Source organism: Coprococcus sp. AM97-35, assembly GCF_027697525.1.
Classification (GTDB): Bacteria; Bacillota; Clostridia; order Lachnospirales; family Lachnospiraceae; genus Allocoprococcus; species Allocoprococcus comes.
On sequence record NZ_JAQESL010000003.1, the window covers coordinates 76,521 to 98,752 of the forward strand.

Below are 22,232 nucleotides of genomic sequence, written 5' to 3' on the forward strand. Positions count from 1 at the left end.
AATCTGGCGTTGATTACTATTTATACTTTTCTTTTATTTTTCTGTTGTTTTGGTTGTCAGAGAGGGAAAAAGCCCGGAAATAAGGGATTTTCCCCGGCAACCGGCTCGGCAACGGGATAGCAACGAAGTCGGCAACGGGCTGTCATTTTCAGAATGGAAGCTCCATCTGCTCTGTGACCTCCACAAAACCGTCCATAGATTTTTCGGGCGGGTTGTCGGTGTCCGTTGCCGGGATTTCACGCTCCCAGCCCTTTTGTCTGCCGTATTCCACAAACATCCTCGGATTGGAAAAGTAGTTCCACCCGGTAATGCACTGGTTCATTATCTCGTTGATTTCCCGGATTTCCCATTGCTTCGGCTCATCAAAGGTGTGGTTTAAGGCTTCCTTGTAGAGCTGCTTGGAGCAGACCGTTTCCCCGGTGTACTTATCAAGGTAAGCCTGTATCATCCCGGCTTTGGTGTCCTCCGGCATAAAATCCCGCTGGTGTTCTTTGAGATACCGCTGTATGGCTGGGCTGAATGATAGCTTGAACATGCCGCTTCGGTAAATCTCCATTGCTTCCGCCCACATCTGGCTGATATAGGCTCTGGAAGCGGCTTCGTCCTCCAAAATGTGAACCTCGGCTTGCTCCGGGTACACCATGACCGGGATAAATCGGCGGTTGCCGGAACGGTCAAGGGGGAGAAAGTCAAGGGCGTTGGAAGTGCCGCCGAACACGCATTGACGGGGGCGGTCTGCCGGGTGAGTTTCATAGGGAATTTTGTAAACCTCTTTCTGGCGGCTTAGAAAGGACTTGATTTCCTCAATGCTCTTGGCATTGGCGGTTGCCATCATTTCCGACATTTCAATTATCCAGTGACCTTGCAGCTTGCGGTACACGTTATCATCGTCCAGCTTCCGCAAATCATCGGAAAACCACTCGTCCCGGACTGCCAGCAGCCGGAAGAAGGTGGATTTGCCAGCCCCCTGACCGCCTACCAGACACAGCATGATTTCAAACTTGCTTCCGGGCTTAAATGCCCTTGTAATCGCCCCCAGCATGAACAGCTTCAAGGCTTCATAGGTGTAATCGTCCACATCAGCTCCCAGAAAGTGCCGCAGACAGAAGCGGATGCGCTCAGTCCCGTCCCATGCAAGGCTGTTCAGAAAATCCCGGATGGGGTGGTACTTATTCTCATTCGCCACAATCCCGATGGCGGTTTCAATCTTTTTCTCACTGGTAAGCCCGTAGGTTTCCTCCAGATAGAGAAGCAGATACTTCATGTCCGTATCGGTCAGGGCTGTGCTTTCTCTGTGAAAACCGATGGGCTTTATGATGTCCTTGCGGTCGGTCAGGATGTTGTAGGCGATTGCCCCGGCAAGCACAGGGTCACGCTGGAATACGGTCAGGCAGTTCCGTATGCTCTGGCGGACGCCGCCTTTCTCGGTGGTTTCCAGAGTTGCCTTTACTTCCTCAACGCTCTGGGGCGGCTGCATGGCGTTCATGGTGTTTTTTAGTTCTTGCTGCGTCTGCGGCTGCAAGCTCTGCCATTCGCTGTTCAAGCTGTATCACATCCTTTCCGTAGTCCATAATCAAAACCGCTTTTTCCTCTGTCTCCCCGAACAGCAGCACATCCAGCAGATATTCCACATGGGCTTGCTTCTGCAAGGCTTCCACGAACCGGGGATGAAACGCTTCCTCCGGGGAGTGCGGGGCATAGTCGGTTTTCCATACCCGTAAGAGGTGTAGATAATCGGCAAGGACACGGAAGCAATGTGCCTTTGCTTCCCGGAACTGTTCTTCCGGGGATTTCTGCCGGGGCTTGGGCTTCCTTGCCCTGCCCGGTGGCTTCCAGTCCTCATAGGCAAGCCCGAAGTCACTCGCCAACTGTGCGGCGGCTTCCTTTTTCCCCAGCCCGTACAGGGCAGCTACAAAATCAATCACATCCCCATCTGCACCACATCCGAAGCAGTGGAAACGCTTGTCCAGCTTCATGCTGGGGGTCTTATCGTTGTGGAACGGGCAGCAAGCCATCCCGTTTCTGTTTACCCGGATTCCGTAATGCTCCGCAGCCTGTCTTGTCGTAACGGACTGCTTCACAGCTTCAAATACATTCAAATCAATTCCTCCTTGTAAAAAAGAAAAGGCACTTATCATTCTCAATCTGAAAATGGCAAGTGCCTGTTAAAGTTCCATATCCTGTTGTTTGTGTTTCGTCTGCGCCGGGGCGTTTTTCTGTGCTTTCTTCTCGTCAGCCTTATCCTGCAAGACTTCTTTGAGGGGCTGCTTCTTGGGCGGCTCTTTGCTTTCCTCTGTGTCGGGTGTGGCTTTCCGTACCCAGTAGCGGATGTCCCGCAGCTTCTTCAAATCTTCCTGCACCTCGGTCAACGGTACTTTCAAGTCTGCGATTTCGCCCACAAGCTTCGCCTGTTCCTGCAAAAGCTCCTTTTTCGTGCTGTCCTTATCATCCGGGTGCTTGGCAAGGTAGGCACTGGCTTTCTCAAACCGGGCAACCTCCGGGTGTTCCAGCTTGAATTTTTCCTTAGTTTTCTTGAAAAATATCTTCTGGTATTTCTCATAAACGGGCTTACATTCCTTACAGTCCGTCCGGGCGGCAAGGATAGCGTCAATCACGTTGCTGCGGGTTTCCTTTGGCTTCATCTGCTTTCGGTAGTCGGCGGCAGATTTCCCGGACGTTTCTATAAAGTTTTCCAAATCCTCCACGGTGGAAAGTCCCTTTCTCTGAAGATAGGACAGGGCTTCGCTGACTGCCTTTAAGTCTTTGGAAGTTCCACGGTTTTGTCCCGCCCGTGTCCAGTCGCTCCGTTCTGCCTTTCGTACCTCCATGTACTTCATCAACAGATTGGGAAGAAATACCGCTTCCTCCGCAGCTTTTTCCGCAAGCAGTTCTTTTCGTTTTTCACTAAGCTCGATAATCCAGCCTTTGAGATTTTTAATAAGCTGCCGGATAGACTTCATCAGGCTGTTGGCGGCTTTGATTTCCCGGTTCAGATTTCCGATGTTGGTCTGAATCCCTCGCTTTTCCATCTGCCGGACAGCAGCACCCTCATGGACGGTAGGGATAATATCAAGCCCCTGTCTTTCATAAGAACGGAGATCCACCCGCTCCGGGCGGTTGTTGGCTTCCAGATAGCGGTTCTGGATGATCTCCCATTCATGCCGCCAGATTTCACAATACTTGCGGTCGTTCCAGTCAACCGTATCTTCCTTGTGACTTTTCCATCTGCCGGACGGAAGTTTTATCCGTTCCCCGTTCTCGTCAAGGTCATAAACCTTGCGGCTCTTGGGAAGCCATTTCCCATGTTCATCCATTGCCCGCATAGTCAGCATGACATGAGCGTGAGGGTTTCCGTCCCCTTTGTCATGGATGGCAAAATCCACGCACATTCCTTTGGAAACAAACTGCTGATTGCAGAAATCCCGGACAAGGGCGGCGTACTGGTCGGGCGGTATCTCTCTGGGGATGGTAAGCACCCACCGCCTTGCAAGCTGGGAATTCCATTGCTTCTCCACCGCTTCGGCGGCGTTCCATAAAGTATTGCGGTCTGCATACGACCGTGGGGCATTTGCCGGAAGCAAGATTTCATTGTGGACGATACCACGCTTTTCCGGGTAGTGCTTCACTTCCTGATCGTATCCGCAGAACAGCTTTTCGCCGCTCTGGTAGGCAGCGGCGGCAACCGCAGACTGCTGTTGGCTTCGCTGCACAATCGAGATTTCGTTGTGTGGACAGGGCATTTCGTGTCCCTCCTTTCGGTAATTGGTGGATGGGGTGGCGTTTTACCACCTCATTTGGGGCAGAAAAAAAGCAGGAGACCTTTTCAGATTTCCTGCTCGGTGGTGCCGCCGGTGGGCGGCTGGTATTCAGTTTTGAAAGTTCGGGTCAGGGTGGCCCGATGATGAAATAAAATATCTGCATGAAGATTATTCAACTTCTTTTAGTAATTCTTCAACAGAAATACCGTAAAGTTTTGCAAGTGCAAAAAGATTTGATGTGGAAGGGTCGGATGTTCCATTTTCCCATTTTGAAACAGCCTGCCTGCTAACACCAATCGTTTCAGCAACAAATTCCTGCGTCATTTTGCACTGTGTTCTGTGTACTTTGAGTGCTTCACCCAACGATTTCCTCACTACGGATTTTTCCTGCCGTACATCTTTTGAATGGATATATTTGAGTAATGCACGAACAATAAGGGTAAGCAAACCAACAAAGATACATAAGAAAATTATTCCAACGATTATCATAAATACGGTTACTTTCATTTGACCACCTCCTAATGTTGCTGTTGGCTTCATTTCTCTGTACGGATATATTTAAGCAATGCACGAATAACAAGGATAAGCAAGCCGACAAAGATACATGAGAAAACTATTCCGACTACAATCATAATGATGTTTACTAACATTTGGATGACCTCCTTTCTTTGTTGGCTTTATTCTATCTGAATTACCGTGTTGCTACCACCAACTATCAAGCAATTATCAGTTGCATATCGGTTGCACAATGATAGCGTTCTGTTTTTTGACCTTATTATACTAAATTACCGTAGATAAGGATAGCTCGACTGATAAAACTTGCTGGACGGGAACAGCTTGCAGCGCAAGGTGTTTCCGGGCGGCAAGTCCACAAAAGGGTAGCTGGCGACAGCCAGCGCAGGGGAAGCGTAGCGTCCCCTGTATGATTTGGAGCAGACCATGACTGCGGAAAATCACAGCCCTCCGGCGAGGAGCCTTCGGAGAACGCAATGCACCAACCTTTGGGTGGTGTATAATTGCGCCCTTAGTAAACTAAGGGGGTTCCGGCATCTCCCGTTCCAGCAGTTTTTTCAATAGTTCCTGCGTGTCCTGTCTGTGAAAAATGAGTTTCAACAACAGCATGACATCATCATCTGTCAGGCGTTCCGGCTCTTGCAGAAAACTTTCCAGCATACCGCCACGGGTACAGAGCCGGTGCGTCCGTTCCTTTCGGGTAAGCTGTTTCAACTGGTGCTGCAATGCCTTTTCATCATTGATGGCTTTCCGCAGTTTCTTTTCGCTTTTTTCCAACTCCCGATTGAGTTTTTCCAGCTTTGAGGTATCAGGCAAGGGCAGCGTCCTCCTTTCCCGGTATCAGCACATAAATCCGGTTTGGTTCTCCAATGCCCTGACGCACCCGCATGATAAGTCCGGCAGTTTCCAGTTCATTCAGAGAACGCTTGACCGTCATGGAGCTGCGGGACAGGACTGCGGCAATGGCTGTGACAGGGAAGCAGACAAAGAGGATTCCGTTCTCGTCCTCCTGCCCTTTGGAGAGCATAGCGTCCAGCATCCGGCAGTACATGACCTTTGCGGTGCTGCTGACTGGAAATCCTGTCAACGCTCTGGGAAAAGGCATACAGGGCGGCAATGGTGTGTCTATCGTCATAAATTCAAAATTCATTCTGTGTGTTCCTCCTTTTTCTTTGCTCGTTTGGATAAATAACAGGGGCAGTCAATCACAACCGCCCGGAAGCTCTGCTTGCACCCATGCTGGCATTTCCGGCATAATTCGTTGTAAGTGACACGCCCCCGGTCATTGAGGTAAAAGGAAAGCTCATACTTCCTCTTTTTGCTCATTCTCGGCATATTGCGCTTCCTCCCGTTTTAGTGTATGGTTTCGGGGCGATTTTCGGTAAAATTACAGCCATAGAGCCGCTTAAAATCTCCCGAAGTATCAGCGATAGGGTAGACTGTCCCCCTATCAGATTGTTGTGTTTCGGTATCATTTCGGTGTCAGTTCGCCAGTTCTCCCCGGTGTCGTTCCTCCCCTGAATCTCACAGCGGCGTATCGCTCCCTTTGGTACGCTCGTTTTGGTCAGGGTTCCTCCATATCCCTGCCAAAATTCATGGCGCTACATCGCCGGGGAAGCATATCCCACACAGGCTGGTCATTCGATTGGAATAATCCATCGATGAACTACCTGTATCATAGAACATTTTTGTGCCCTGTGCCGTATGTCCACAAAGTAGGAATTAAGGGTAAAAATCAGAAATTTCCACGATTACGGAAAGTGTGATATAATCCAGATAAGCGGCAGCAATGAAACCGTTGGAAAGGAGCGTGTGCCCATGAAAGGAGCAACAAGCATACAGGAACGCCTTTGGGAACTCCGCAAGGACAAAGGCTTAAATCTGGAAGAACTATCAAAACTAACGGGTATTTCTAAATCAGCCCTTGGCAGTTATGAAAAAGAAGATTTTAAGGAAATCAATCATGGCAACCTTATCACGCTGGCAGACTTCTATGGGGTTTCCGTCGATTATCTGCTGTGCCGGACAGAGAACAGGGAGCAGATCAACACGCCACTGACGGAGCTGCATTTGAACGATGAAATGGTTGCACTTCTGAAAAGCGGTCGGATCAACAACCGTCTGCTCTGCGAACTTGCCACCCATAAGGACTTTATCAAGTTTCTTGCGGACATTGAGATTTATGTGGATGGGATTGCCACCATGCAGATTCAAAACCTCAACACCCTTGTCGATACTGTCCGACATGAAATCATAGAACGGTATCGCCCTGGCGAAGATGACCCACATTTGAAAGTGCTGCAAGCCGCCCATATCAGTGATGATGAATATTTCAGCCACATGGTTCTGGATGACCTAAACCTGATTATCCGGGATATTCGGGAAACCCATAAAAAGGATAGTGAGAGTGCGCCCCAGACCACTGTTGCCAATGAACTGAAAGAAAATCTGGAAGCGGTCGAAAATTTCAAGGGCAGCCGTTTGGAAAAACTGGCAGTGCTTTACTGCAAGCAGCTCGGTATCAACTATAAAAATCTGTCAGATGAAGAATTTCGCTGGCTTATTCGGATTCTCCAAAAATCAAAGAAAACGGGAACGCCTATCAACCAGAGGAAAAAACGGTAAAGGAAAACCGCTGTTGCATGGTTTGTTGGATTCCATGTAGCAGCGGTTTGTGCTGTGGTTATTACTTCATTCGTTTTCTTAATATTCGGCGATAATTTGTTTCTCCCTTTGGTGCGTCCTGTATAATTTCCAACACACCATCTTCAAGCATTTTATCAATGCGATTGGAAATCCATACATCACTAATTCCAAGTTGATATTTTCCTAAAACATTACCTATGACAATAGCCATTTTGAATTGCTCTGGCTGTTCCGCAATTTCACGAAGAATGAAACTATCATATATATCTTCTGAAACGCTTTGCAATTTACCATTTAACATTGCACGCAAAGGTGCATTTTCATTTTGAAGTTGATTCCATTTCATAGCACAAGCTGAAAGAAATACAGGATTAGCTTTCTCTTGTAGAGTTATATAGTTTCCCCATTCGCCAGGAGAGACCTCGCCCCATGCTATTTTGGATGTCATAGTATTTTCTTTTCCATATTCCCATGTAGGTAACTTAACCAAATAAATTGTTGTCTGGCAGTTTAAGGGTTGAAGTTGTTTCATAAGCCAATACATACCACAAAGCTCATCTGGATTATAGCTATACCAAATGCGAATTTCTTCCCCAGCTACATATCGTTCAATCACTGAGGTCAATGTAGTTTTAATTTTCTGTATTTTTTCTTCAACCTGATAATCTAAATCCTCTACAAAGCAGACAGACAGCATTTTCTTGAAAACATTTTTCCGCTGTTCGCCAATTCCATTATCAGAAATATCTCCCACACTAAGAGCCATATCAAAACAATAAACATCACAGCTCTTGCCTCCCAATGGAATAGCATTCTCCCAAGCAATGCGTTCTTGTTCCTGTGCTTGAAGCTGTGCTTTTTTCATTTCATCTGAAGATGGAACACTCCCGTCTTCATGCCTCATAAATATTGAAACAGCACTTCCTCTATACTTTCCCTTGCCGTAAGTTTGGGCAATTTTCAAACTTCCACAGGCACTTTCACCAAATACAATTTCAATCATCTTATATACCTCCGATTTAATTGCTCCCGTTATGAATAAATCATCTCATGCAAAACAATTTCTTCTGCCCGGTTATGAATGTTATTGCAACGCTGCACCCATTCCATTTGGTGGGTACGCTTCAATTCCTCGGTTACGCCCTCGGCAGTTTTCATCTGCTCCATGATGGTGTCTAACCGTTCCTGTGCCTGTTCGTTCAGGTCTGCAAGATATGTCCACAATTCCCCGGTCAGTATCAATGTATTCAATCTGGCTGGGTGGACTTCCCTTAAATATTCCCGGTGCATCCGTCCGTACTTTCCGATAGGGCGGTGTTCCTCCGGCAGTTTCAAGTCCGGGATGTAATAATCTCCGACAAGGATATAATCAATTCCGTTTTCCGTTATTCTTGGTTTCAATTCGCTCATGTTCCTTACCTCCTGTGGAAGCAGGCTCGTCTGGTACTAACTCAATCACATCGGTAATCTCACAATTCAGCGTTTCGCAGATACGGGCTAATGTATCCATGCTGATGTGCTTTCCCTCTTTGCTCATGTTGGCAATCATATTTGTTGTCATACCAGCGGCAAGCCTTAAATCCTCTTTTCTCATATCACGCTCTAACAGTGTGTGCCAGAGTGGCTTATAGCTGATGTGCATATTGTTTTCCTGCCTTTCTATCTATACCACCGGGGCGGCTGCCCCGGCAGGAACTTTTCTCTTATTATAGCACCAATCTTGTGAAATCACAATTTATTCTTGTAGCCTGCCGCTGATACCGTCTGGATTGTGCTTTTCCTTTCGTTTTTTGTTCCAACTAATTAGCCATGAACTGCTTGATTTCTGGGGACTGGATTCTTCCATACCAACCGCTTCTGCTCTCAGCCAGCAGCGCGCAAAGCTTAAACCTGATGCGCTGGAAGCTGTATTCCGGCACTTTAATTCCGCTTCCATGGAATTGCCGCCCGCTTCCTTTATGGATTCGCATTACCGTTTCCTGGCTGCCGATGGCTCTACCTGCACTTTTTTCAGCACTCCGGCTTTCTCATCACCAGACTACTACTGTTGACCGGCACGATGTTTTGGATGGAATAAAAAATATCTATATCGGTGACCGCGGCTATTGCTCTTATAACAACATGGCACATGTTGTGGAACAGGGACAGTATTTCCTGTTCCGTACCAAGGATATCCATTCCAAAGGACTGGTCGGCAATTTTAATTTTCCAGATGCGGAATCCTTCGATATTGATGTCAGCGTCATACTGGTCCGGAGCCATTCGAAAAAAGTTTTGGCAGACATCCACACAGAAGGTTACATACGCTTTGTTGATCAGGCAGCTGCTTTCGATTACATTGAATATGGAAGTTATGATACATATGAGCTGTCCTTCCGTATTCTACTCTTCCCTATCAGCACTTCTACATACGAGTGCATCGTGACCAATCTGCCACGTGATGAATTCCCTGTGGAACGTATCAAAACCTTGTACAATGCCAGATGGTCTATTGAATCCTCATTTAGGAAACTGAAATATACCATTGGGTTGAGTAATTTCCATGCGTATAAACCCGAATACGTGAAACAGGAAATATGGGCAAGGCTACTTGCGTATAACATAACCGAAACAATGATAAACTACACACTACTGGAAAAACATAGGACAAAACATGAATACAAAGTCAATTTCACTATGGCTGCCCATATCTGCAGAGCCTTTCTCCGTCTGACCACGGAGAAAGACCAATATGATGTGATGTCCCTGCTGAAAAAGGAATTGATCCCTATCAGGAATGAACGCCAATACCCAAGACTCCAAACGACTCATTTCCGAAGACCGCGATATTTTATATATCGGGCAGCATAGACACCTATATCATTATAATCCGTTTTGAGGCAGATTTGCAATCTGTCTTCTTGTCATGCTTTCCTTCATGAGTAAATCGTAAACATATCTGTAAAACGGTTCCACTAAGGCTCATCTGTAATTTGTTCTGTAAGAATTCACTTCCTGATTAAACGTTAACTAAATGACATTGTACTGTGAACAGTAACAAAAAGAATGTGCATCTCCGACACGTAGTGCCTTTTGTTTCATAGGAAGTTCCTATGAAATAAAAAAGGAAAAACAGACTGCAAATAAATCTTCACAGTCTGCCCGAAATCTCTATTTTTTATTCTTTACAATTCATCAATCTGCCAGTCGATTGGCTCTACACCATGCGCCTCAAGGAATTTATTTGTCTGGCTGAACGGTTTGCTTCCGAAAAATCCACGATACGCAGAAAGCGGACTCGGATGCGGTGCTTCCAGGATCAAATGGTTCGGATTGGTCAGCATTCTCTTTTTCATCTGTGCCGGTCTTCCCCACAGGATAAATACGATCGGCCTGTCTTGGGTATTGAGTACACGGATTGCTGCATCTGTAAATTCTTCCCAGCCAATTCCACGATGTGAATTAGCCTGATGTGCTCTTACCGTAAGAACCGTGTTGAGAAGAAGTACTCCCTGCTCCGCCCATTTCACCAGATTGCCGTGGCTTGGGATCGTACATCCCAGATCATCATGCAGTTCCTGATAAATATTCACCAGTGACGGTGGAATATCAACCCCTGGTTTCACAGAAAAGCTTAACCCCTCTGCCTGTCCATCTCCATGATATGGATCCTGACCAAGGATCACAACCTTGACATCCTTAAGCGGTGTCAGATGAAATGCATTAAAAATGTCATCTGCCGGAGGATATACCCGGTGTGTCCGGTATTCCTGATTCACTGTTTCAAACAGTTTCTTATAGTATGGCTTGGAAAATTCACCTTTCAGTGCATCCAGCCAGTCATTGTTAATTGCTGCCATATTCCCCACCTTTTCTCTACAGACGTACCGATACGCCTTTTTCTCTCAAATATTCTTTTACTTCTCTGATCTCCAGCTCTTTATAGTGGAACAGGGATGCCGCAAGTGCCGCGTCTGCCTTCCCCTCTTCACCGAGTGCTTCGTAGAAATGCTCCAGATTACCTGCTCCTCCAGATGCGATTACTGGAATTGATACATTTTCCGCGATCGTCCTTGTCAGCTCCAGATCGTATCCGGCCTTCGTGCCGTCACAGTCCATACTGGTCAAAAGAATCTCTCCTGCGCCAAGTGCTTCTACTTTCTTCGCCCACTCGACCGCATCAATCCCCATATCAATGCGTCCGCCATTTTTATAAATATTCCAACCGCTGCCGTCTGCCCTTCTTTTCGCATCAATCGCGACAACCACGCACTGGCTTCCAAACTTCTCAGCTGCTTCCCGGATCAGTTCCGGTCGATTGATCGCAGAAGAATTGATGGAAATCTTGTCTGCACCTTCCCGGAGCAATGCCTTAAAATCGTCAACGGTCCGGATTCCACCACCTACCGTAAATGGAATAAACACACACTCAGCAACTTTACGCACCATGTCAACCACCGTGCTTCTGTCGTCCGAAGATGCCGTGATATCCAGAAATACCAGTTCATCCGCACCTGCCTTATCATAAGCCTTCGCAATCTCAACCGGATCTCCTGCATCTTTGAGATCCACAAAATTCACACCTTTTACAACCCGTCCGTTCTTCACATCAAGACATGGGATAATTCTCTTTGTAAACACTGTCTGCCCTCCTACAATTCTACAAAATTTTTCAGTATCTGAAGTCCTGTATCACTGCTCTTTTCCGGATGGAACTGGCAGGCAAATACATTTCCCTGTTCAACCGAAGCATGAATATGTGTGCTGTACTCGGTTGTCGCTTTTACAATACTTTCATCTGTTGCTTTCAAATAGTAGGAATGAACAAAATATACATACGGCTCTTCAGGTAAATCTTTAAACAATCTGCCGTCATTCTGAAGCTTCAGAGAGTTCCATCCCATATGCGGGATCTTAAGTCCCGGACAGTCCGGAATTCTAAGGATCTCTCCTTTTAGAATACCAAGCCCCTCCACACCTGGCGTCTCGTCACTTCTTTCAAACAAAAGCTGAAGCCCAAGACAGATTCCAAGAAGCGGGATTTGTCTCTTTGCTACTTCACGAAGCACTTCATCCAATCCATATTTTTTCAGATTGTACATGGCATCGCCAAATGCACCGACTCCCGGAAGGATCACTTTATCGGCAGAAAGTATCTCTTTTCTGTCTCTTGTGATAACCGCATCCTCACCAAGATATTTTAACGCTTTTTCTACACTTTTAATGTTTCCTGCATCATAATCAATAATCGCTATCATCCGCATATCCTCACGATTTTTATATTCTTGTAGTTATTCAAAAGAGCTTTTTCCGCTCATGTCACAATCTTCTTCCCTGTGTCAATCAGGAATAAGTTCTTTTATAATGTACCACGTTACAGTGTGAATTGCAAGATTCGCGTTTATTTCATGTCCAGTTCAAACCAGAACTCAACACCATTGGTATGATTGATCGCACCGTATCCTTTTCCAAAGGAGTCCATGATCGCCTTCACAATGGAAAGCCCGATACCATTTCCCCCGTATTCTCTGGTCCTTGCCTTATCAACCTTATAGAATTTCTCCCAGATATGTGGCAGATCTTCCTCCGGAATCGGCGTTCCGGTATTGAATACGGTAATTTTTGCCATATCATTTTCCTTGGTGATCTTAATCTCGATCACCTTCTCACCATCGACATGGTTCAGTGCATTGTTGACATAGTTCCGGACAACCTGCTCAACCTTAAACTCATCTGCCCAGACATAAACAGGGTTCTTGTGGCGGAAAATCACTTGTGCTTCTTTCTGCTCGATCAGAATATCCAGACTCTGCAGGACACCCGAAATCAATGAAGTAATATCAAACCGTTCAAACTGTACATCATCCTCACCAAATTCCAGCTGGTTCAGGGCAAGTAGATTCTTCACCATCCGGTTCATCTTTCCTGCCTCGTCCATAATGACTTCACAGTAGAACTCCCGGCTCTCCGGATCATCATTGACTCCTTCTTTCAGACCTTCTGCATATCCCTGGATCAGGGCAATCGGCGTCTTCAGTTCATGGGAAACATTCCCCAGGAATTCGCTTCGCATATTTTCTCGTTTTTCTTTCTGTTCAATGTCTTTCTGCAATTTATAGTTGGCTTCTTTCAGATTGGAAATCGTCTGCTCAAGTCTTTCTGACATCCGGTTAAAGTTCTCTCCCAGTACACCGATTTCGTTGCTTCCGCCGCTGGTATATTTTGCATCAAAATCCAGATCGGCCATCTTCTGTGAAAGTGTTGCGAGCTCCATGATCGGCTCCGTGATCCTTTTTGAGAAATACCACGCAAGCAATACACTCACAAGAATCACACATCCGCCGACGACTCCGATAAATCTGTTAAAAATCATGACTGCCGAACGAATACTCTCCAGCGGGCTTCGCATGATAAAGATATCACCATTGTCAAAGTTTCCCCACATGGTCAGGTACTCTGTATTATTTTGCGGATCAACCGACTTGCAGATATCATAACTGTCCGTTTTTTCCAAAACCTCCTGATGATTCTTATCGTACAGATATCCGAAAAGCTGTACGACCATCATCTGTTTTTCTCTTACATTAGTATAAACCACATTGTATTCTGAATCGATGACTGCAATGGAAATATTATTTTTCTCTGTAAATCTTCCCAGGTCTTTTTCCGGTGTCTCAGAATCGATTGTCCCGTTCTCCACACCTTCCTGCACCATTGTATAGGCCTTTATAAATTCTGATTTCTTATTGGAAATATAATACTTCTCCAGAAAGCTTCCGTTGACGATCATAAATACAACGATCATAAACAGAATCAGACCTACAAAAACAGTCATCATCTGTCTTTTTATTGAATATTTCATGACTGTACCTCGAATTTATACCCCATACCCCAGATAGTCTTAATATAATCTCCTTTATCACCAAGTTTACTTCTCAGCTTCTTTACATGGGTATCAATGGTTCTGGCATCCCCGAAATAATCGTAATTCCATACATTGTTAAGAATCTTCTCTCTCGATAAAGCGATCCCCTGATTCTCCACAAAATATGTCAGAAGTTCAAACTCTTTGTAACTGAGTTCGATCGGCTTTCCATCGATCTTCACCATATGTGCTGCTTTATCAATCTCGATCCCGTCCGCATGAAGCAGATCATCCGAAGCAAGCGCATTGGTTCTGCGCAGAATCGCAGTAACTCTTGCAACCAGGATCTTCGGGCTGAACGGTTTGGAAATGTACTCATCCACACCGAGTTCAAACCCCTGAAGCTCGTCCCTCTCTTCACTTCTTGCGGTCAGCATAATGATCGGAACCTTTGATTCTTTACGGATCTCACGGCAAGTCTGCCAGCCATCCATATGCGGCATCATGACATCCAGGATGATCAGTGCAATATCTTTTTCCTCATAAAAAATGTCCATTGCTTCCATACCGTCTCCGGCTTCGAGTACCGCATATCCTTCTCTTTCCAGGAAATCGCGCACCAATTTGCGCATACGGCTTTCATCATCTACTACAAGAATTTTCAGTTTATCCATAACTCTCACGGGCTCCTTTTATCACTTTATTTCTAATTATACACCAGAATAGCAGATAATTGTGTTCTTTATGTGAAAGAAGAACAACAGGATCGTAGTTTCGTATTTATTTTTATCCTAAAAAGCCAAGATGCTCTAACAAAATCTTCAGGCCAAGCAGAATAAGGATGACCCCACCGACAATTTCGGCTTTGTTCTTATAGCGGGCTCCAAAGACGTTACCAATCTTTACTCCGGCAAAGGAAATGATGAAGGTCACGATTCCGATAAAACAGACCGCCGGAATAATATTTACCTTAAGAAATGCAAAGGTAATTCCTATAGCGAGTGCATCAATGCTGGTTGCTACTGCGAGAAGGAACATGGTCTTCACATCCAGGCTTGCATCGGCTTCCTCTTCGTCATTGTCCAATGCTTCGTGAATCATATTTCCACCAATCAGCGCAAGTAATACAAATGCGATCCAGTGATCTATAGAAGCAATGGCTTCCTGGAACTGCGCTCCTAAAATATAACCAATTGCCGGCATCAATGCCTGAAATCCGCCAAACCATAAGCCAACAATAGCCGCCTTTTTGAAAGTGCACTTCGGCATAGCAAGTCCTTTACAGACAGAAACTGCAAATGCATCCATGGACAGCCCTACTGCAATCAAAAACAATTCAATTAAACCCATAATTTTTCTCCTTTTTAAAGCTAATCATCTTATCCAATGTGAAAATAATTGTCTGCGGCAATGCTTTGCCTGCACTTGGCTCATCGTATATAATCGAGCAGGCCGACTCCTACTCGATTTGTATACTTTGTACACCATCTCGCTTAACAGCTCGATGATGTACATTCGCCAAATGCAGATACTTGTGCAAGCACAAATCTGCACTTGGCTCATCGTATACACAAAAAAAGACTTATTCGTAGCATAAAATACTACGAATAAGTCTCATTATTTAAAGCTATGCCAGACAGCCATTGCTGTCAGTATGTTGACAAAGCTACGTCATCGCGCCAACTACTCCCTTATCGATAAAAATTATTATATCGGCCAGGTTCTTTTCTGTCAAGCCTGATTCTCTGCAAATTCAGATCAGACTCCTTCTCCAAAATCAGCTTTTGACTGCTACGCCATGATCGGCTTTAATGCTTCTGCGAATTTGTCTTTCTTTGCCTGTGCTTCTTCCAGATCTTTTCCAAGTGTTGTGTAATAGATCTTAATCTTCGGCTCTGTTCCTGAAGGACGAACAATAACAGTCTCGCCATCTTCCAGTTTGTAGATCAGTACATTCGCAGAAGGAAGTCCGGTTTCTTCCGGTTTAGTGTAATCTGTAACAGATGCAACCTTGATTCCGGCTACTTCTGTGAGCGGATTCTTACGAAGGTTTTCCATGATATCTGCCATCTTGTCCATTCCGCTAAGTCCCGGGAATTCAAAGCTGTCTACTTTGTTCAGATAACGTCCGTACTGCGCGTAGATTTCTTCCAGTCTCTGCTTCAGTGAGCTTCCGATGCTTCTGTAGTAAGCTGCCATTTCGCAGATCAGCATAGATCCGATAACAGCATCTTTATCACGTACATACGGTCCTGCAAGGTATCCGTAGCTCTCTTCAAATCCGAAGATGAAACGGTCTACTTCTCCGGCCTCTTCAAGTTGTGCGATCTGGTCACCGATCCACTTGAATCCGGTAAGTACGCTTCTGAGTTCTACACCGTAATGCTCTGCAACTGCATCTGCAAGCGGAGTAGATACGATTGATTTTACAGCAACTGCTTTCTCAGGCATGGTTCCTTTTTCAATACGTCCTGCGCAGATGTAATCGAGAAGCAGAACACCGACTTCGTTACCACTTACCAGTTCGTAAGAACCATCCGGGCACTTCATTGCAATACCTACACGGTCTGCATCCGGGTCTGTTGCAAGCATCAGATCTGCATCTGTCTCTTTTGCAAGGTTAAGTCCAAGCTCCAGAGCTGCAAAAATTTCCGGGTTCGGATAACTGCAGGTCGTGAAGTATCCGTTTGGATATTCCTGTTCCGGAACGATTGTGATATCTGTGATTCCGATGTCTTTTAATACCTGTGTTACCGGAACAAGTCCTGAACCATTGAGCGGACTGTATACCAGCTTCAGTCCTGCTGTCTTGCAAAGTCCCGGTCTTACCTGACGTGATTCGATCGCTTCATAAAGCGCCTTCTTGCAGTCATCTCCTACGAAACGAATCAGCCCTTTTTCTACACCTTCTGCGAAGGATATGTATTTTGCACTTGTGAGGACATCTGTCTTCTGGATTTCAGCATATACGATTGCTGCTGCATCATCTGTCATCTGGCATCCGTCCGGTCCATATGCTTTATAACCATTGTATTTTGCCGGGTTGTGGGATGCAGTTACCATAACACCTGCATTGCAGTTATAATAACGTGTCGCAAATGAAAGTGCCGGCACCGGCATCAGCGCGTCATAGATTCTGACATTGATTCCGTTTGCTGCCAGAACACCTGCTGCTGTCTTTGCAAATACATCACTCTTCAGACGGCTGTCGTAGCTGATTGCCACAGTCTGTGTGCCACCCTGTGTCTTAACCCAGTTCGCCAGTCCCTGTGTTGCCTGACGTACTACATAAATATTCATACGATTCGTTCCTGCTCCGAGAACTCCACGAAGTCCGGCTGTTCCAAACTTCAGAGCTACAGCGAAACGATCTTTTATCTCTTCGTCATTTCCTTCAATTCTCGCTAATTCCGGACTCAGATCGGCATCTTCCAGATCTGCTTCCAGCCAACGTTTGTACTCTTCCTGATACATCTTGACCACTCCCTACTATAATTTGTTCTTATTTTTGTACATTTTGACAAAAATATACTTTAAATATACCATATCTTTGACTAACCCGCAATGATTTGGGTAAGAAAAGTCCGTTAAAACATTCTTCATTTTGAGAAAATTTTGCCTTAAGTCCTTCGTAAACAATAATCTGTCTTACTCCATTCCAAACATTTTCATTGTATCCACAAACTTCCCGTCCTAATTTTTTAATTTTTGCTACATCATCTGTACCCAATATTTTATATGCTGTCTCAACATCCTGAAAACAAAGTGCTTTCCGATACATCATGAATTGTTCCATTGATGAAAATTTAATCCCATTCACTTCAAACTCTGATAAATACCAATTTCCTAAATATCCATTTTCTTCATCTGGATTATGAAAACAAATAATCTCCATCAATCTTCACCCAACCTTTCACTACAATCATACCAAATTTATATCTTTCCTGCCATCGCAACAAGCACTTTCATCACCCCGGCAAGCACCATCACCCAGATTGGATTCATCTTCACCTTCCTGAGCAAGATCACACATACCACAAATATTCCAACCATCAGCCAACTGGTATCAGATATCACCATTTTCACGGAAACTCCCCAGAATGCTGTCTGCAAAATGGAAATTCCCGCCGATCCGATCAGTGCGACCACCGCCGGTCTGATCCCTCCAAGTATTCCCTGCAGCATGTCCATTTCCCGGTATTTTAAGTACAATTTTGCAATGATCGTCACGATAATGCAAGATGGTGTGATATATCCAAGTGTAGCCACAACCGCTCCCGGCATTCCGGTCAGTTTCATCCCAACAAAGGTTGCTGCATTGATCGCAATCGGTCCCGGAGTCATCTGGGAAATGGTGATCAGATCCGTAAATTCCGTCATGCTGAGCCAGTGATGCACATTTACGACCTGCCCCTGGATCAGTGGAAGTGCCGCATATCCACCTCCAAAGCTGAACAAGCTGATCTGAAAAAAGCTTAAAAATAATTGTATATACATCATACTCTTTTCCTCCGTCTGTTCCAGATTGTCCGGATTACACCAAAAACTCCACTTGCAATCACAATATAAATCACATTGATTCCCAATACACAGGCTGCTATAAAGGCTGCAATCATAACAATCGTTGCCACATTATCTTTCTTTTTTATAATTCCACATCCCATTTCATAAGTGACCGAGGCAATCACAGCTCCGACACCTGCCTGCATCCCTTCCAGCATCTGACTCACCAGATAATTATCCCGAAATGCATGATAAAAAGCAGAGATCAAAGAAATGATCACAAACGGTGGAATAATCGTTCCAATAATTGCAACCAGTGTTCCTGTAAGGCCGGCAAGCTTATACCCAACCACGATTGCCCCATTTACCGCAATCGGTCCCGGTGCTGACTGCGCGATTGCCACCAGATCCAGCATTTCATTTTCTTCAATCCAATGATAATCATCCACAAACTTTTTCTTCATCAGCGTAACGATCACATAACCGCCGCCAAATGTAAATGCACTTAGATATAATGTAGATAGAAAAAGTTTAACCAACACTTCTCTTTTATTCTTCATAATTTTTATCCTCCACCCATTAGTATATCTTTGCTTTATACAGATGTAAATTAAAATCCAGGTAAATTTCAAAACCTTTCCGAAACCTTTCCAATACAATTTTACCTCTTGACTTTTCCAACAATCTCATTTATCATATATAACATATCAATTTAGTAGGTTTATAAAGGAGTGACACAGAATGAACATCTTATGCTTTGGCGACTCAAACACATATGGCTACAAACCGGACGGAACCGGCAGATTTGACACCGACACCCGATGGACCAGTCTGCTTCAGAAGAAGCTGGGTGCTGACCACCGTGTGATCGAAGAAGGTCTTTGTGGAAGAACCACTGTATTTCAGGATGATCTTCGTGAGGGACGCCGTGGACTTGATCTGATCGGTGTCTCGATGGAAATGCATAACCCTATCGATCTCCTTATCGTTATGCTCGGAACCAACGACTGCAAAACAAGATACAATGCGTCCGCAGGAACCATTGCCAAAGGATTGGCTCAAGTCATCCAAAAAGCCCGGAAAAATGCTTCCCAGCCTTTTGATCTCCTCGTCATTTCACCGATTCATCTGGGTGAAGGTGTTGGCGATCCTGGCTTTGATCCGGAATTTGATGAAAAATCCGTAGAAGTTTCAAAAAAGCTTGCTGAAGAATATCGCAAAGTGGCACTTCTGCATCATGCAGCATTTCTGGATGCCTCTGCTTTCGCATCTCCGAGTACAAGCGACCGCGAGCATCTGGATGCAGCCGGTCACGCTGCACTTGCTAATGCAATCTATGAAAAAGTTATCGATATGCAAAAAGAACTGGAAAAAGCGGTATAGATTTTTAACGTCTATACCGCTCTTCGTATTCGTATTCTTCATTAAATATAAATCCGCATGATATTGATCACAAATCCAATCGCCCCAAGTGTCATAAACACAAGCGCAGCTCCTGCTGCCTTTTTTCTTGTTTCAATCTTTTCCTGATCTTCGATGCTCATATTCTGGACCGGATATTTTCTTCTACCGATCAGATAAAGAATCAGTCCACTTGAATTATTTCCATTCATCGCCCAAAATCCCCAGAATTTCGGGTGCTTTAAGCCTCTTGCTTTTGCATCTGATACCGTCATCTGATAAATCTGCCATGCGGTGCAGATTGCTCCTACCAACGCAATTGCTCCGCTTGCTACTGCTGCTATTTGATTCCATCCCATAATAATCCGCCTCCTAAATCCGTTTGATAATCTGATAAAGCAATGCCGATGAACTCATGATTACCACACAAAATACAATTACCAGATAATAGGTTCCTTCCGGCAACAGTATGTTCAGCGCAATCAACAGTATCATCAGTATAATATTTAAAAGAATTGCTCCAGTCAGTTTTTTGTTGCTTTTTACAACATTTGTACTCTCTTCCAGATGTTCTGCCATCTTCTGATCTCCTTTCAACAGTTCATCAAGACTTACGGAATATAGATCACTAAGTGCAATGACACTGATAATATCTGGATACGATTTTTCATTTTCCCAATTGGAAATAGTCTGGCGGGAAACATCGATTTTCTCTGCAGCCTTCTCCTGGGTAAGCCCGGCTTCTATCCGTGCATTTTTTAGTTTCTTCCCTATTTCCATAATTCCTGTTTCTTCCTTTCACGGACATCATTCCATATAGAACACCAAAAGTCTATCAAACATCTTTTACAAATGGCATTTTTGCCTGTCAAAATTCTTTTACACCGGCAAATATACCTGTATCTTACCATCCGGAGAGATTTGTATCAAGAAAACTATGGCACTTTCTCCTCGCATCTGTTAAAATAGGATTTCAGAAACGGAGGTTTTGAAATGCTAAAATCCTATGTCTGTTTTGACCTGGAAACAACCGGGCTTGACCCACTATATAATGAAATTATTGAAATCGGAGCATTGAAAGTCCGTGACGGAAAGGTTGCCGAACGTTTTATGGAATTCATTCATCCACAGGAAGAGATTTCCCCGATGATCACGAATCTCACCGGCATTACGAATGAAATGGTTGCAAATGCCAGACCTGCCGATGCTGTGATCAGTGATTTTCTTGAATTCTGTGAAGATGATGTCCTGATCGGTCACAATGTAGGCTTTGATTACAGCTTCATGAAATCAGGTGCTTCCAATTTAGGACTTACTTTTGAAAAATTTGGAATCGACACATTTAAGATTGCCCAGCGCACCTTAAAATCACTTCCCTCCAAAAGTCTCTCCAGTCTGTGTGAATACTACCAGATTGAAAATAAAGCTGCGCACCGCGCCTACTATGATGCACTTGCCACAGCCAAGCTGTATCAGACACTGGCACACTATTTTGAAAATGAGGATCCTTCTCTTTTCAAGCCACAGCAGCTTACATACAAAATAAAAAAAGTGCAGCCTGCCACAGCAAAACAAGTTGCTCTTTTGCAGAGACTGTGCAGCCAGAAGAAAAAAGTACCGGAATGGAATCCGGATACGATCACGCGCAGTGAAGCATCTCGGCTGATTGATTCTTTGCTGAAATCCAAAGTAATTTAAAAGCATCGTCTGCAGATTCCCGTTATCTCAGAAACTAAAAAGATAGAGTCCGTCTTGAAAAATTTTTCTTCTCATAAACGTACTCTATCTTTTTTCTTATCCCAGATACGCGATTGCCTCTTCTCTTGTTCCGGAAACGCGTCTTGCATCCTCTGGTATCAGAAACTTCCAACTTCCAAATTCTATTTATTTACTTTCCAGTTTTCCAGAAGTTTTAATTCTATTTTCGTTCCATTCGGCAGTGAGAACCAGTGGTCGTTGATTGCTTTTACCGGATAAGCCTTGATCTTTTCCATCGTTTCTTCCACGGAATCCACCGCGATTGAAATGTGGTCGTAGCCATTTTCTCCCTCTGTGTTAATTTCTTCCATTTCGCAGAGCTGGATTCCTTCTTCGTACCAGCATTTTCTTCCCGGTTTTTCACCGATCTCTCTCCACATATGCATTTCAAATACATCTTCAAAAAATTTCTGTGCATTCTCGTAAGATGCCGTTCTGATTGCTGCATGATCTATCTTTGCCATATTCTATATCCTCCTATTTTCGAAGTTTATGTTCTATTTTAGGATAATTCATTTTGTGAGAGCGTGCAAGAAAAACAATGATATGAGGAGATAGATAAAAGTTATTGACAAATACGGTTGTGACACCCGTCTTCATACAACTGGCACTCAAACTTATTTGTTGCAGAGATGTGATGTGTGGGAGCCATTAGCTATCATATATGTAAAAGTTTCAAGACATTGGACAATGTAAACATACCGTTTTTCCATGCAAAAAGAAGTCCCAAACAAGGACTCCTTCTTTAGTAGCGGGAACTGGATTTGAACCAGCGACACCGCGGGTATGAACCGCGTGCTCTAGCCAAC

28 protein-coding genes are annotated in these 22,232 nt (G+C 44.6%); 5 read left to right on the forward strand and 23 right to left on the reverse strand.

Features of this window, described 5'->3' with window-relative positions:
* Positions 1-148 precede the first annotated feature (148 nt).
* The 3 genes from PG840_RS03735 to mobQ all read right to left on the reverse strand — a co-directional run bounded on the left by PG840_RS03735 (position 149) and on the right by mobQ (position 3,740).
* Entirely contained in the window at positions 149-1,486 is a 1,338-nt protein-coding gene (locus tag PG840_RS03735) for a virulence-associated E family protein (RefSeq protein ID WP_270613389.1), read from the reverse strand.
* Complete coding sequence (locus tag PG840_RS03740) at positions 1,455-2,099, reverse strand: CHC2 zinc finger domain-containing protein (RefSeq protein ID WP_025544160.1); 645 nt, start codon at positions 2,097-2,099, stop codon at positions 1,455-1,457. Before PG840_RS03740 ends, PG840_RS03735 begins: the two co-directional genes overlap by 32 nt.
* 66 nt (positions 2,100-2,165) lie before the next feature.
* Entirely contained in the window at positions 2,166-3,740 is a 1,575-nt protein-coding gene (gene mobQ, locus PG840_RS03745; protein ID WP_270613366.1) for a MobQ family relaxase, read from the reverse strand.
* Between the two features lie 29 nt (positions 3,741-3,769).
* Between mobQ and PG840_RS03750 the strand changes: the two genes are divergently transcribed.
* On the forward strand, positions 3,770-3,910 hold the full coding sequence (locus PG840_RS03750; RefSeq protein ID WP_008394608.1) for a hypothetical protein: 141 nt from the start codon (positions 3,770-3,772) through the stop codon (positions 3,908-3,910).
* A gap of 16 nt (positions 3,911-3,926) precedes the next feature.
* Here PG840_RS03750 and PG840_RS03755 read toward each other — a convergent pair whose 3' ends face one another.
* The 4 genes from PG840_RS03755 to PG840_RS03770 form a co-directional block, all read right to left on the reverse strand.
* Positions 3,927-4,265, reverse strand: a complete 339-nt coding sequence (locus PG840_RS03755) for a helix-turn-helix domain-containing protein (RefSeq protein WP_003509323.1) — start codon at positions 4,263-4,265, stop codon at positions 3,927-3,929.
* Between the two features lie 525 nt (positions 4,266-4,790).
* Positions 4,791-5,087: a DUF3847 domain-containing protein gene (locus tag PG840_RS03760; protein ID WP_005927679.1), complete on the reverse strand. Its 297-nt coding sequence runs from the start codon at positions 5,085-5,087 to the stop codon at positions 4,791-4,793.
* A complete protein-coding gene (locus PG840_RS03765) occupies positions 5,080-5,421 on the reverse strand; it encodes a DeoR family transcriptional regulator (protein WP_005927681.1) in 342 nt (113 codons plus the stop codon). The genes PG840_RS03760 and PG840_RS03765 overlap by 8 nt, the downstream gene beginning before the upstream one ends.
* Positions 5,418-5,606 carry a hypothetical protein gene (locus tag PG840_RS03770; protein WP_005927683.1) on the reverse strand — a complete coding sequence of 63 codons (189 nt, stop codon included), beginning with the start codon at positions 5,604-5,606 and terminating at the stop codon, positions 5,418-5,420. Before PG840_RS03770 ends, PG840_RS03765 begins: the two co-directional genes overlap by 4 nt.
* A 483-nt stretch (positions 5,607-6,089) precedes the next feature.
* On the opposite strand from PG840_RS03770, the gene PG840_RS03775 reads away from it, so the two are divergent.
* Positions 6,090-6,896, forward strand: coding sequence for a helix-turn-helix domain-containing protein (locus PG840_RS03775; protein ID WP_005924756.1), 807 nt, complete (start codon positions 6,090-6,092; stop codon positions 6,894-6,896).
* Between the two features lie 61 nt (positions 6,897-6,957).
* Here the strand turns inward: PG840_RS03775 and PG840_RS03780 are convergent, their stop codons facing one another.
* From PG840_RS03780 to PG840_RS03790, 3 genes are read right to left on the reverse strand one after another with little or no spacing between them, the layout of a single operon-like run.
* The gene (locus PG840_RS03780; protein ID WP_005927687.1) at positions 6,958-7,920 is read right to left on the reverse strand and encodes a DUF3658 domain-containing protein; all 963 of its coding nucleotides are present in this window, start codon (positions 7,918-7,920) and stop codon (positions 6,958-6,960) included.
* A 29-nt stretch (positions 7,921-7,949) separates the two neighbouring features.
* Positions 7,950-8,327, reverse strand: coding sequence for a TnpV protein (locus PG840_RS03785; RefSeq protein ID WP_005927690.1), 378 nt, complete (start codon positions 8,325-8,327; stop codon positions 7,950-7,952).
* Positions 8,287-8,559 (reverse strand): helix-turn-helix domain-containing protein, encoded by a 273-nt coding sequence (locus tag PG840_RS03790; RefSeq protein WP_002593556.1) that lies wholly within the window; start codon positions 8,557-8,559, stop codon positions 8,287-8,289. The genes PG840_RS03785 and PG840_RS03790 overlap by 41 nt, the downstream gene beginning before the upstream one ends.
* Positions 8,560-8,726: 167 nt before the next feature.
* On the opposite strand from PG840_RS03790, the gene PG840_RS03795 reads away from it, so the two are divergent.
* On the forward strand, positions 8,727-9,767 hold the full coding sequence (locus tag PG840_RS03795; protein ID WP_270205637.1) for a transposase: 1,041 nt from the start codon (positions 8,727-8,729) through the stop codon (positions 9,765-9,767).
* A gap of 314 nt (positions 9,768-10,081) precedes the next feature.
* Here PG840_RS03795 and PG840_RS03800 read toward each other — a convergent pair whose 3' ends face one another.
* From PG840_RS03800 to PG840_RS03845, 10 genes are all read right to left on the reverse strand, one after another.
* On the reverse strand, positions 10,082-10,756 hold the full coding sequence (locus PG840_RS03800) for a uracil-DNA glycosylase (protein WP_022220126.1): 675 nt from the start codon (positions 10,754-10,756) through the stop codon (positions 10,082-10,084).
* Positions 10,757-10,772: 16 nt separating this feature from the next.
* Positions 10,773-11,537, reverse strand: coding sequence for an imidazole glycerol phosphate synthase subunit HisF (gene hisF, locus PG840_RS03805; RefSeq protein ID WP_117823503.1), 765 nt, complete (start codon positions 11,535-11,537; stop codon positions 10,773-10,775).
* Positions 11,538-11,548: 11 nt separating this feature from the next.
* The gene (gene hisH, locus PG840_RS03810) at positions 11,549-12,154 is read right to left on the reverse strand and encodes an imidazole glycerol phosphate synthase subunit HisH (protein WP_270205636.1); all 606 of its coding nucleotides are present in this window, start codon (positions 12,152-12,154) and stop codon (positions 11,549-11,551) included.
* 143 nt (positions 12,155-12,297) lie between these two features.
* A complete protein-coding gene (locus tag PG840_RS03815) occupies positions 12,298-13,758 on the reverse strand; it encodes a sensor histidine kinase (RefSeq protein ID WP_270205635.1) in 1,461 nt (486 codons plus the stop codon).
* Positions 13,755-14,435 (reverse strand): response regulator transcription factor, encoded by a 681-nt coding sequence (locus tag PG840_RS03820; RefSeq protein ID WP_022220129.1) that lies wholly within the window; start codon positions 14,433-14,435, stop codon positions 13,755-13,757. The genes PG840_RS03815 and PG840_RS03820 overlap by 4 nt, the downstream gene beginning before the upstream one ends.
* Before the next feature lie 112 nt (positions 14,436-14,547).
* Positions 14,548-15,111: a manganese efflux pump MntP gene (locus PG840_RS03825; protein WP_055249194.1), complete on the reverse strand. Its 564-nt coding sequence runs from the start codon at positions 15,109-15,111 to the stop codon at positions 14,548-14,550.
* Between the two features lie 441 nt (positions 15,112-15,552).
* Positions 15,553-17,235 (reverse strand): phospho-sugar mutase, encoded by a 1,683-nt coding sequence (locus PG840_RS03830; protein WP_270205634.1) that lies wholly within the window; start codon positions 17,233-17,235, stop codon positions 15,553-15,555.
* Positions 17,236-17,263: 28 nt separating this feature from the next.
* A complete protein-coding gene (locus PG840_RS03835) occupies positions 17,264-17,656 on the reverse strand; it encodes an NADAR family protein (protein WP_173825395.1) in 393 nt (130 codons plus the stop codon).
* Between the two features lie 38 nt (positions 17,657-17,694).
* On the reverse strand, positions 17,695-18,261 hold the full coding sequence (locus PG840_RS03840; protein WP_270613367.1) for a chromate transporter: 567 nt from the start codon (positions 18,259-18,261) through the stop codon (positions 17,695-17,697).
* On the reverse strand, positions 18,258-18,824 hold the full coding sequence (locus tag PG840_RS03845; RefSeq protein WP_055249188.1) for a chromate transporter: 567 nt from the start codon (positions 18,822-18,824) through the stop codon (positions 18,258-18,260). The genes PG840_RS03840 and PG840_RS03845 overlap by 4 nt, the downstream gene beginning before the upstream one ends.
* Positions 18,825-19,005: 181 nt before the next feature.
* On the opposite strand from PG840_RS03845, the gene PG840_RS03850 reads away from it, so the two are divergent.
* Positions 19,006-19,647 (forward strand): GDSL-type esterase/lipase family protein, encoded by a 642-nt coding sequence (locus PG840_RS03850; RefSeq protein WP_270205633.1) that lies wholly within the window; start codon positions 19,006-19,008, stop codon positions 19,645-19,647.
* Between the two features lie 41 nt (positions 19,648-19,688).
* Here PG840_RS03850 and PG840_RS03855 read toward each other — a convergent pair whose 3' ends face one another.
* Together PG840_RS03855 and PG840_RS03860 are read right to left on the reverse strand one after the other, a co-directional pair.
* Entirely contained in the window at positions 19,689-20,024 is a 336-nt protein-coding gene (locus tag PG840_RS03855; RefSeq protein WP_055261784.1) for a hypothetical protein, read from the reverse strand.
* 13 nt (positions 20,025-20,037) lie between these two features.
* Positions 20,038-20,445 carry a helix-turn-helix domain-containing protein gene (locus PG840_RS03860; RefSeq protein WP_195502519.1) on the reverse strand — a complete coding sequence of 136 codons (408 nt, stop codon included), beginning with the start codon at positions 20,443-20,445 and terminating at the stop codon, positions 20,038-20,040.
* A gap of 213 nt (positions 20,446-20,658) precedes the next feature.
* Between PG840_RS03860 and PG840_RS03865 the strand changes: the two genes are divergently transcribed.
* Positions 20,659-21,363 carry a 3'-5' exonuclease gene (locus PG840_RS03865; RefSeq protein WP_270205632.1) on the forward strand — a complete coding sequence of 235 codons (705 nt, stop codon included), beginning with the start codon at positions 20,659-20,661 and terminating at the stop codon, positions 21,361-21,363.
* 182 nt (positions 21,364-21,545) lie between these two features.
* Here the strand turns inward: PG840_RS03865 and PG840_RS03870 are convergent, their stop codons facing one another.
* Positions 21,546-21,887, reverse strand: a complete 342-nt coding sequence (locus tag PG840_RS03870; protein WP_117557694.1) for a VOC family protein — start codon at positions 21,885-21,887, stop codon at positions 21,546-21,548.
* Positions 21,888-22,232 lie beyond the last annotated feature (345 nt).

Bases quoted from the DNA above. Each gene is read 5' to 3' on its own strand.
- PG840_RS03735 (WP_270613389.1), bottom strand. From the start codon at position 1,486: ATGAACGCCATGCAGCCGCCCCAGAGCGTTGAGGAAGTAAAGGCAACT.
- mobQ (WP_270613366.1), bottom strand. From the start codon at position 3,740: ATGCCCTGTCCACACAACGAAATCTCGATTGTGCAGCGAAGCCAACAG.
- PG840_RS03750 (WP_008394608.1), top strand. From the start codon at position 3,770: ATGGGGTGGCGTTTTACCACCTCATTTGGGGCAGAAAAAAAGCAGGAG.
- PG840_RS03755 (WP_003509323.1), bottom strand. From the start codon at position 4,265: ATGAAAGTAACCGTATTTATGATAATCGTTGGAATAATTTTCTTATGT.
- PG840_RS03765 (WP_005927681.1), bottom strand. From the start codon at position 5,421: ATGAATTTTGAATTTATGACGATAGACACACCATTGCCGCCCTGTATG.
- PG840_RS03770 (WP_005927683.1), bottom strand. From the start codon at position 5,606: ATGCCGAGAATGAGCAAAAAGAGGAAGTATGAGCTTTCCTTTTACCTC.
- PG840_RS03775 (WP_005924756.1), top strand. From the start codon at position 6,090: ATGAAAGGAGCAACAAGCATACAGGAACGCCTTTGGGAACTCCGCAAG.
- PG840_RS03780 (WP_005927687.1), bottom strand. From the start codon at position 7,920: ATGATTGAAATTGTATTTGGTGAAAGTGCCTGTGGAAGTTTGAAAATT.
- PG840_RS03785 (WP_005927690.1), bottom strand. From the start codon at position 8,327: ATGAGCGAATTGAAACCAAGAATAACGGAAAACGGAATTGATTATATC.
- PG840_RS03790 (WP_002593556.1), bottom strand. From the start codon at position 8,559: ATGCACATCAGCTATAAGCCACTCTGGCACACACTGTTAGAGCGTGAT.
- PG840_RS03795 (WP_270205637.1), top strand. From the start codon at position 8,727: ATGAACTGCTTGATTTCTGGGGACTGGATTCTTCCATACCAACCGCTT.
- PG840_RS03800 (WP_022220126.1), bottom strand. From the start codon at position 10,756: ATGGCAGCAATTAACAATGACTGGCTGGATGCACTGAAAGGTGAATTT.
- hisH (WP_270205636.1), bottom strand. From the start codon at position 12,154: ATGATAGCGATTATTGATTATGATGCAGGAAACATTAAAAGTGTAGAA.
- PG840_RS03815 (WP_270205635.1), bottom strand. From the start codon at position 13,758: ATGAAATATTCAATAAAAAGACAGATGATGACTGTTTTTGTAGGTCTG.
- PG840_RS03820 (WP_022220129.1), bottom strand. From the start codon at position 14,435: ATGGATAAACTGAAAATTCTTGTAGTAGATGATGAAAGCCGTATGCGC.
- PG840_RS03825 (WP_055249194.1), bottom strand. From the start codon at position 15,111: ATGGGTTTAATTGAATTGTTTTTGATTGCAGTAGGGCTGTCCATGGAT.
- PG840_RS03830 (WP_270205634.1), bottom strand. From the start codon at position 17,235: ATGTATCAGGAAGAGTACAAACGTTGGCTGGAAGCAGATCTGGAAGAT.
- PG840_RS03835 (WP_173825395.1), bottom strand. From the start codon at position 17,656: ATGGAGATTATTTGTTTTCATAATCCAGATGAAGAAAATGGATATTTA.
- PG840_RS03840 (WP_270613367.1), bottom strand. From the start codon at position 18,261: ATGATGTATATACAATTATTTTTAAGCTTTTTTCAGATCAGCTTGTTC.
- PG840_RS03845 (WP_055249188.1), bottom strand. From the start codon at position 18,824: ATGAAGAATAAAAGAGAAGTGTTGGTTAAACTTTTTCTATCTACATTA.
- PG840_RS03850 (WP_270205633.1), top strand. From the start codon at position 19,006: ATGAACATCTTATGCTTTGGCGACTCAAACACATATGGCTACAAACCG.
- PG840_RS03855 (WP_055261784.1), bottom strand. From the start codon at position 20,024: ATGGGATGGAATCAAATAGCAGCAGTAGCAAGCGGAGCAATTGCGTTG.
- PG840_RS03860 (WP_195502519.1), bottom strand. From the start codon at position 20,445: ATGGAAATAGGGAAGAAACTAAAAAATGCACGGATAGAAGCCGGGCTT.
- PG840_RS03865 (WP_270205632.1), top strand. From the start codon at position 20,659: ATGCTAAAATCCTATGTCTGTTTTGACCTGGAAACAACCGGGCTTGAC.
- PG840_RS03870 (WP_117557694.1), bottom strand. From the start codon at position 21,887: ATGGCAAAGATAGATCATGCAGCAATCAGAACGGCATCTTACGAGAAT.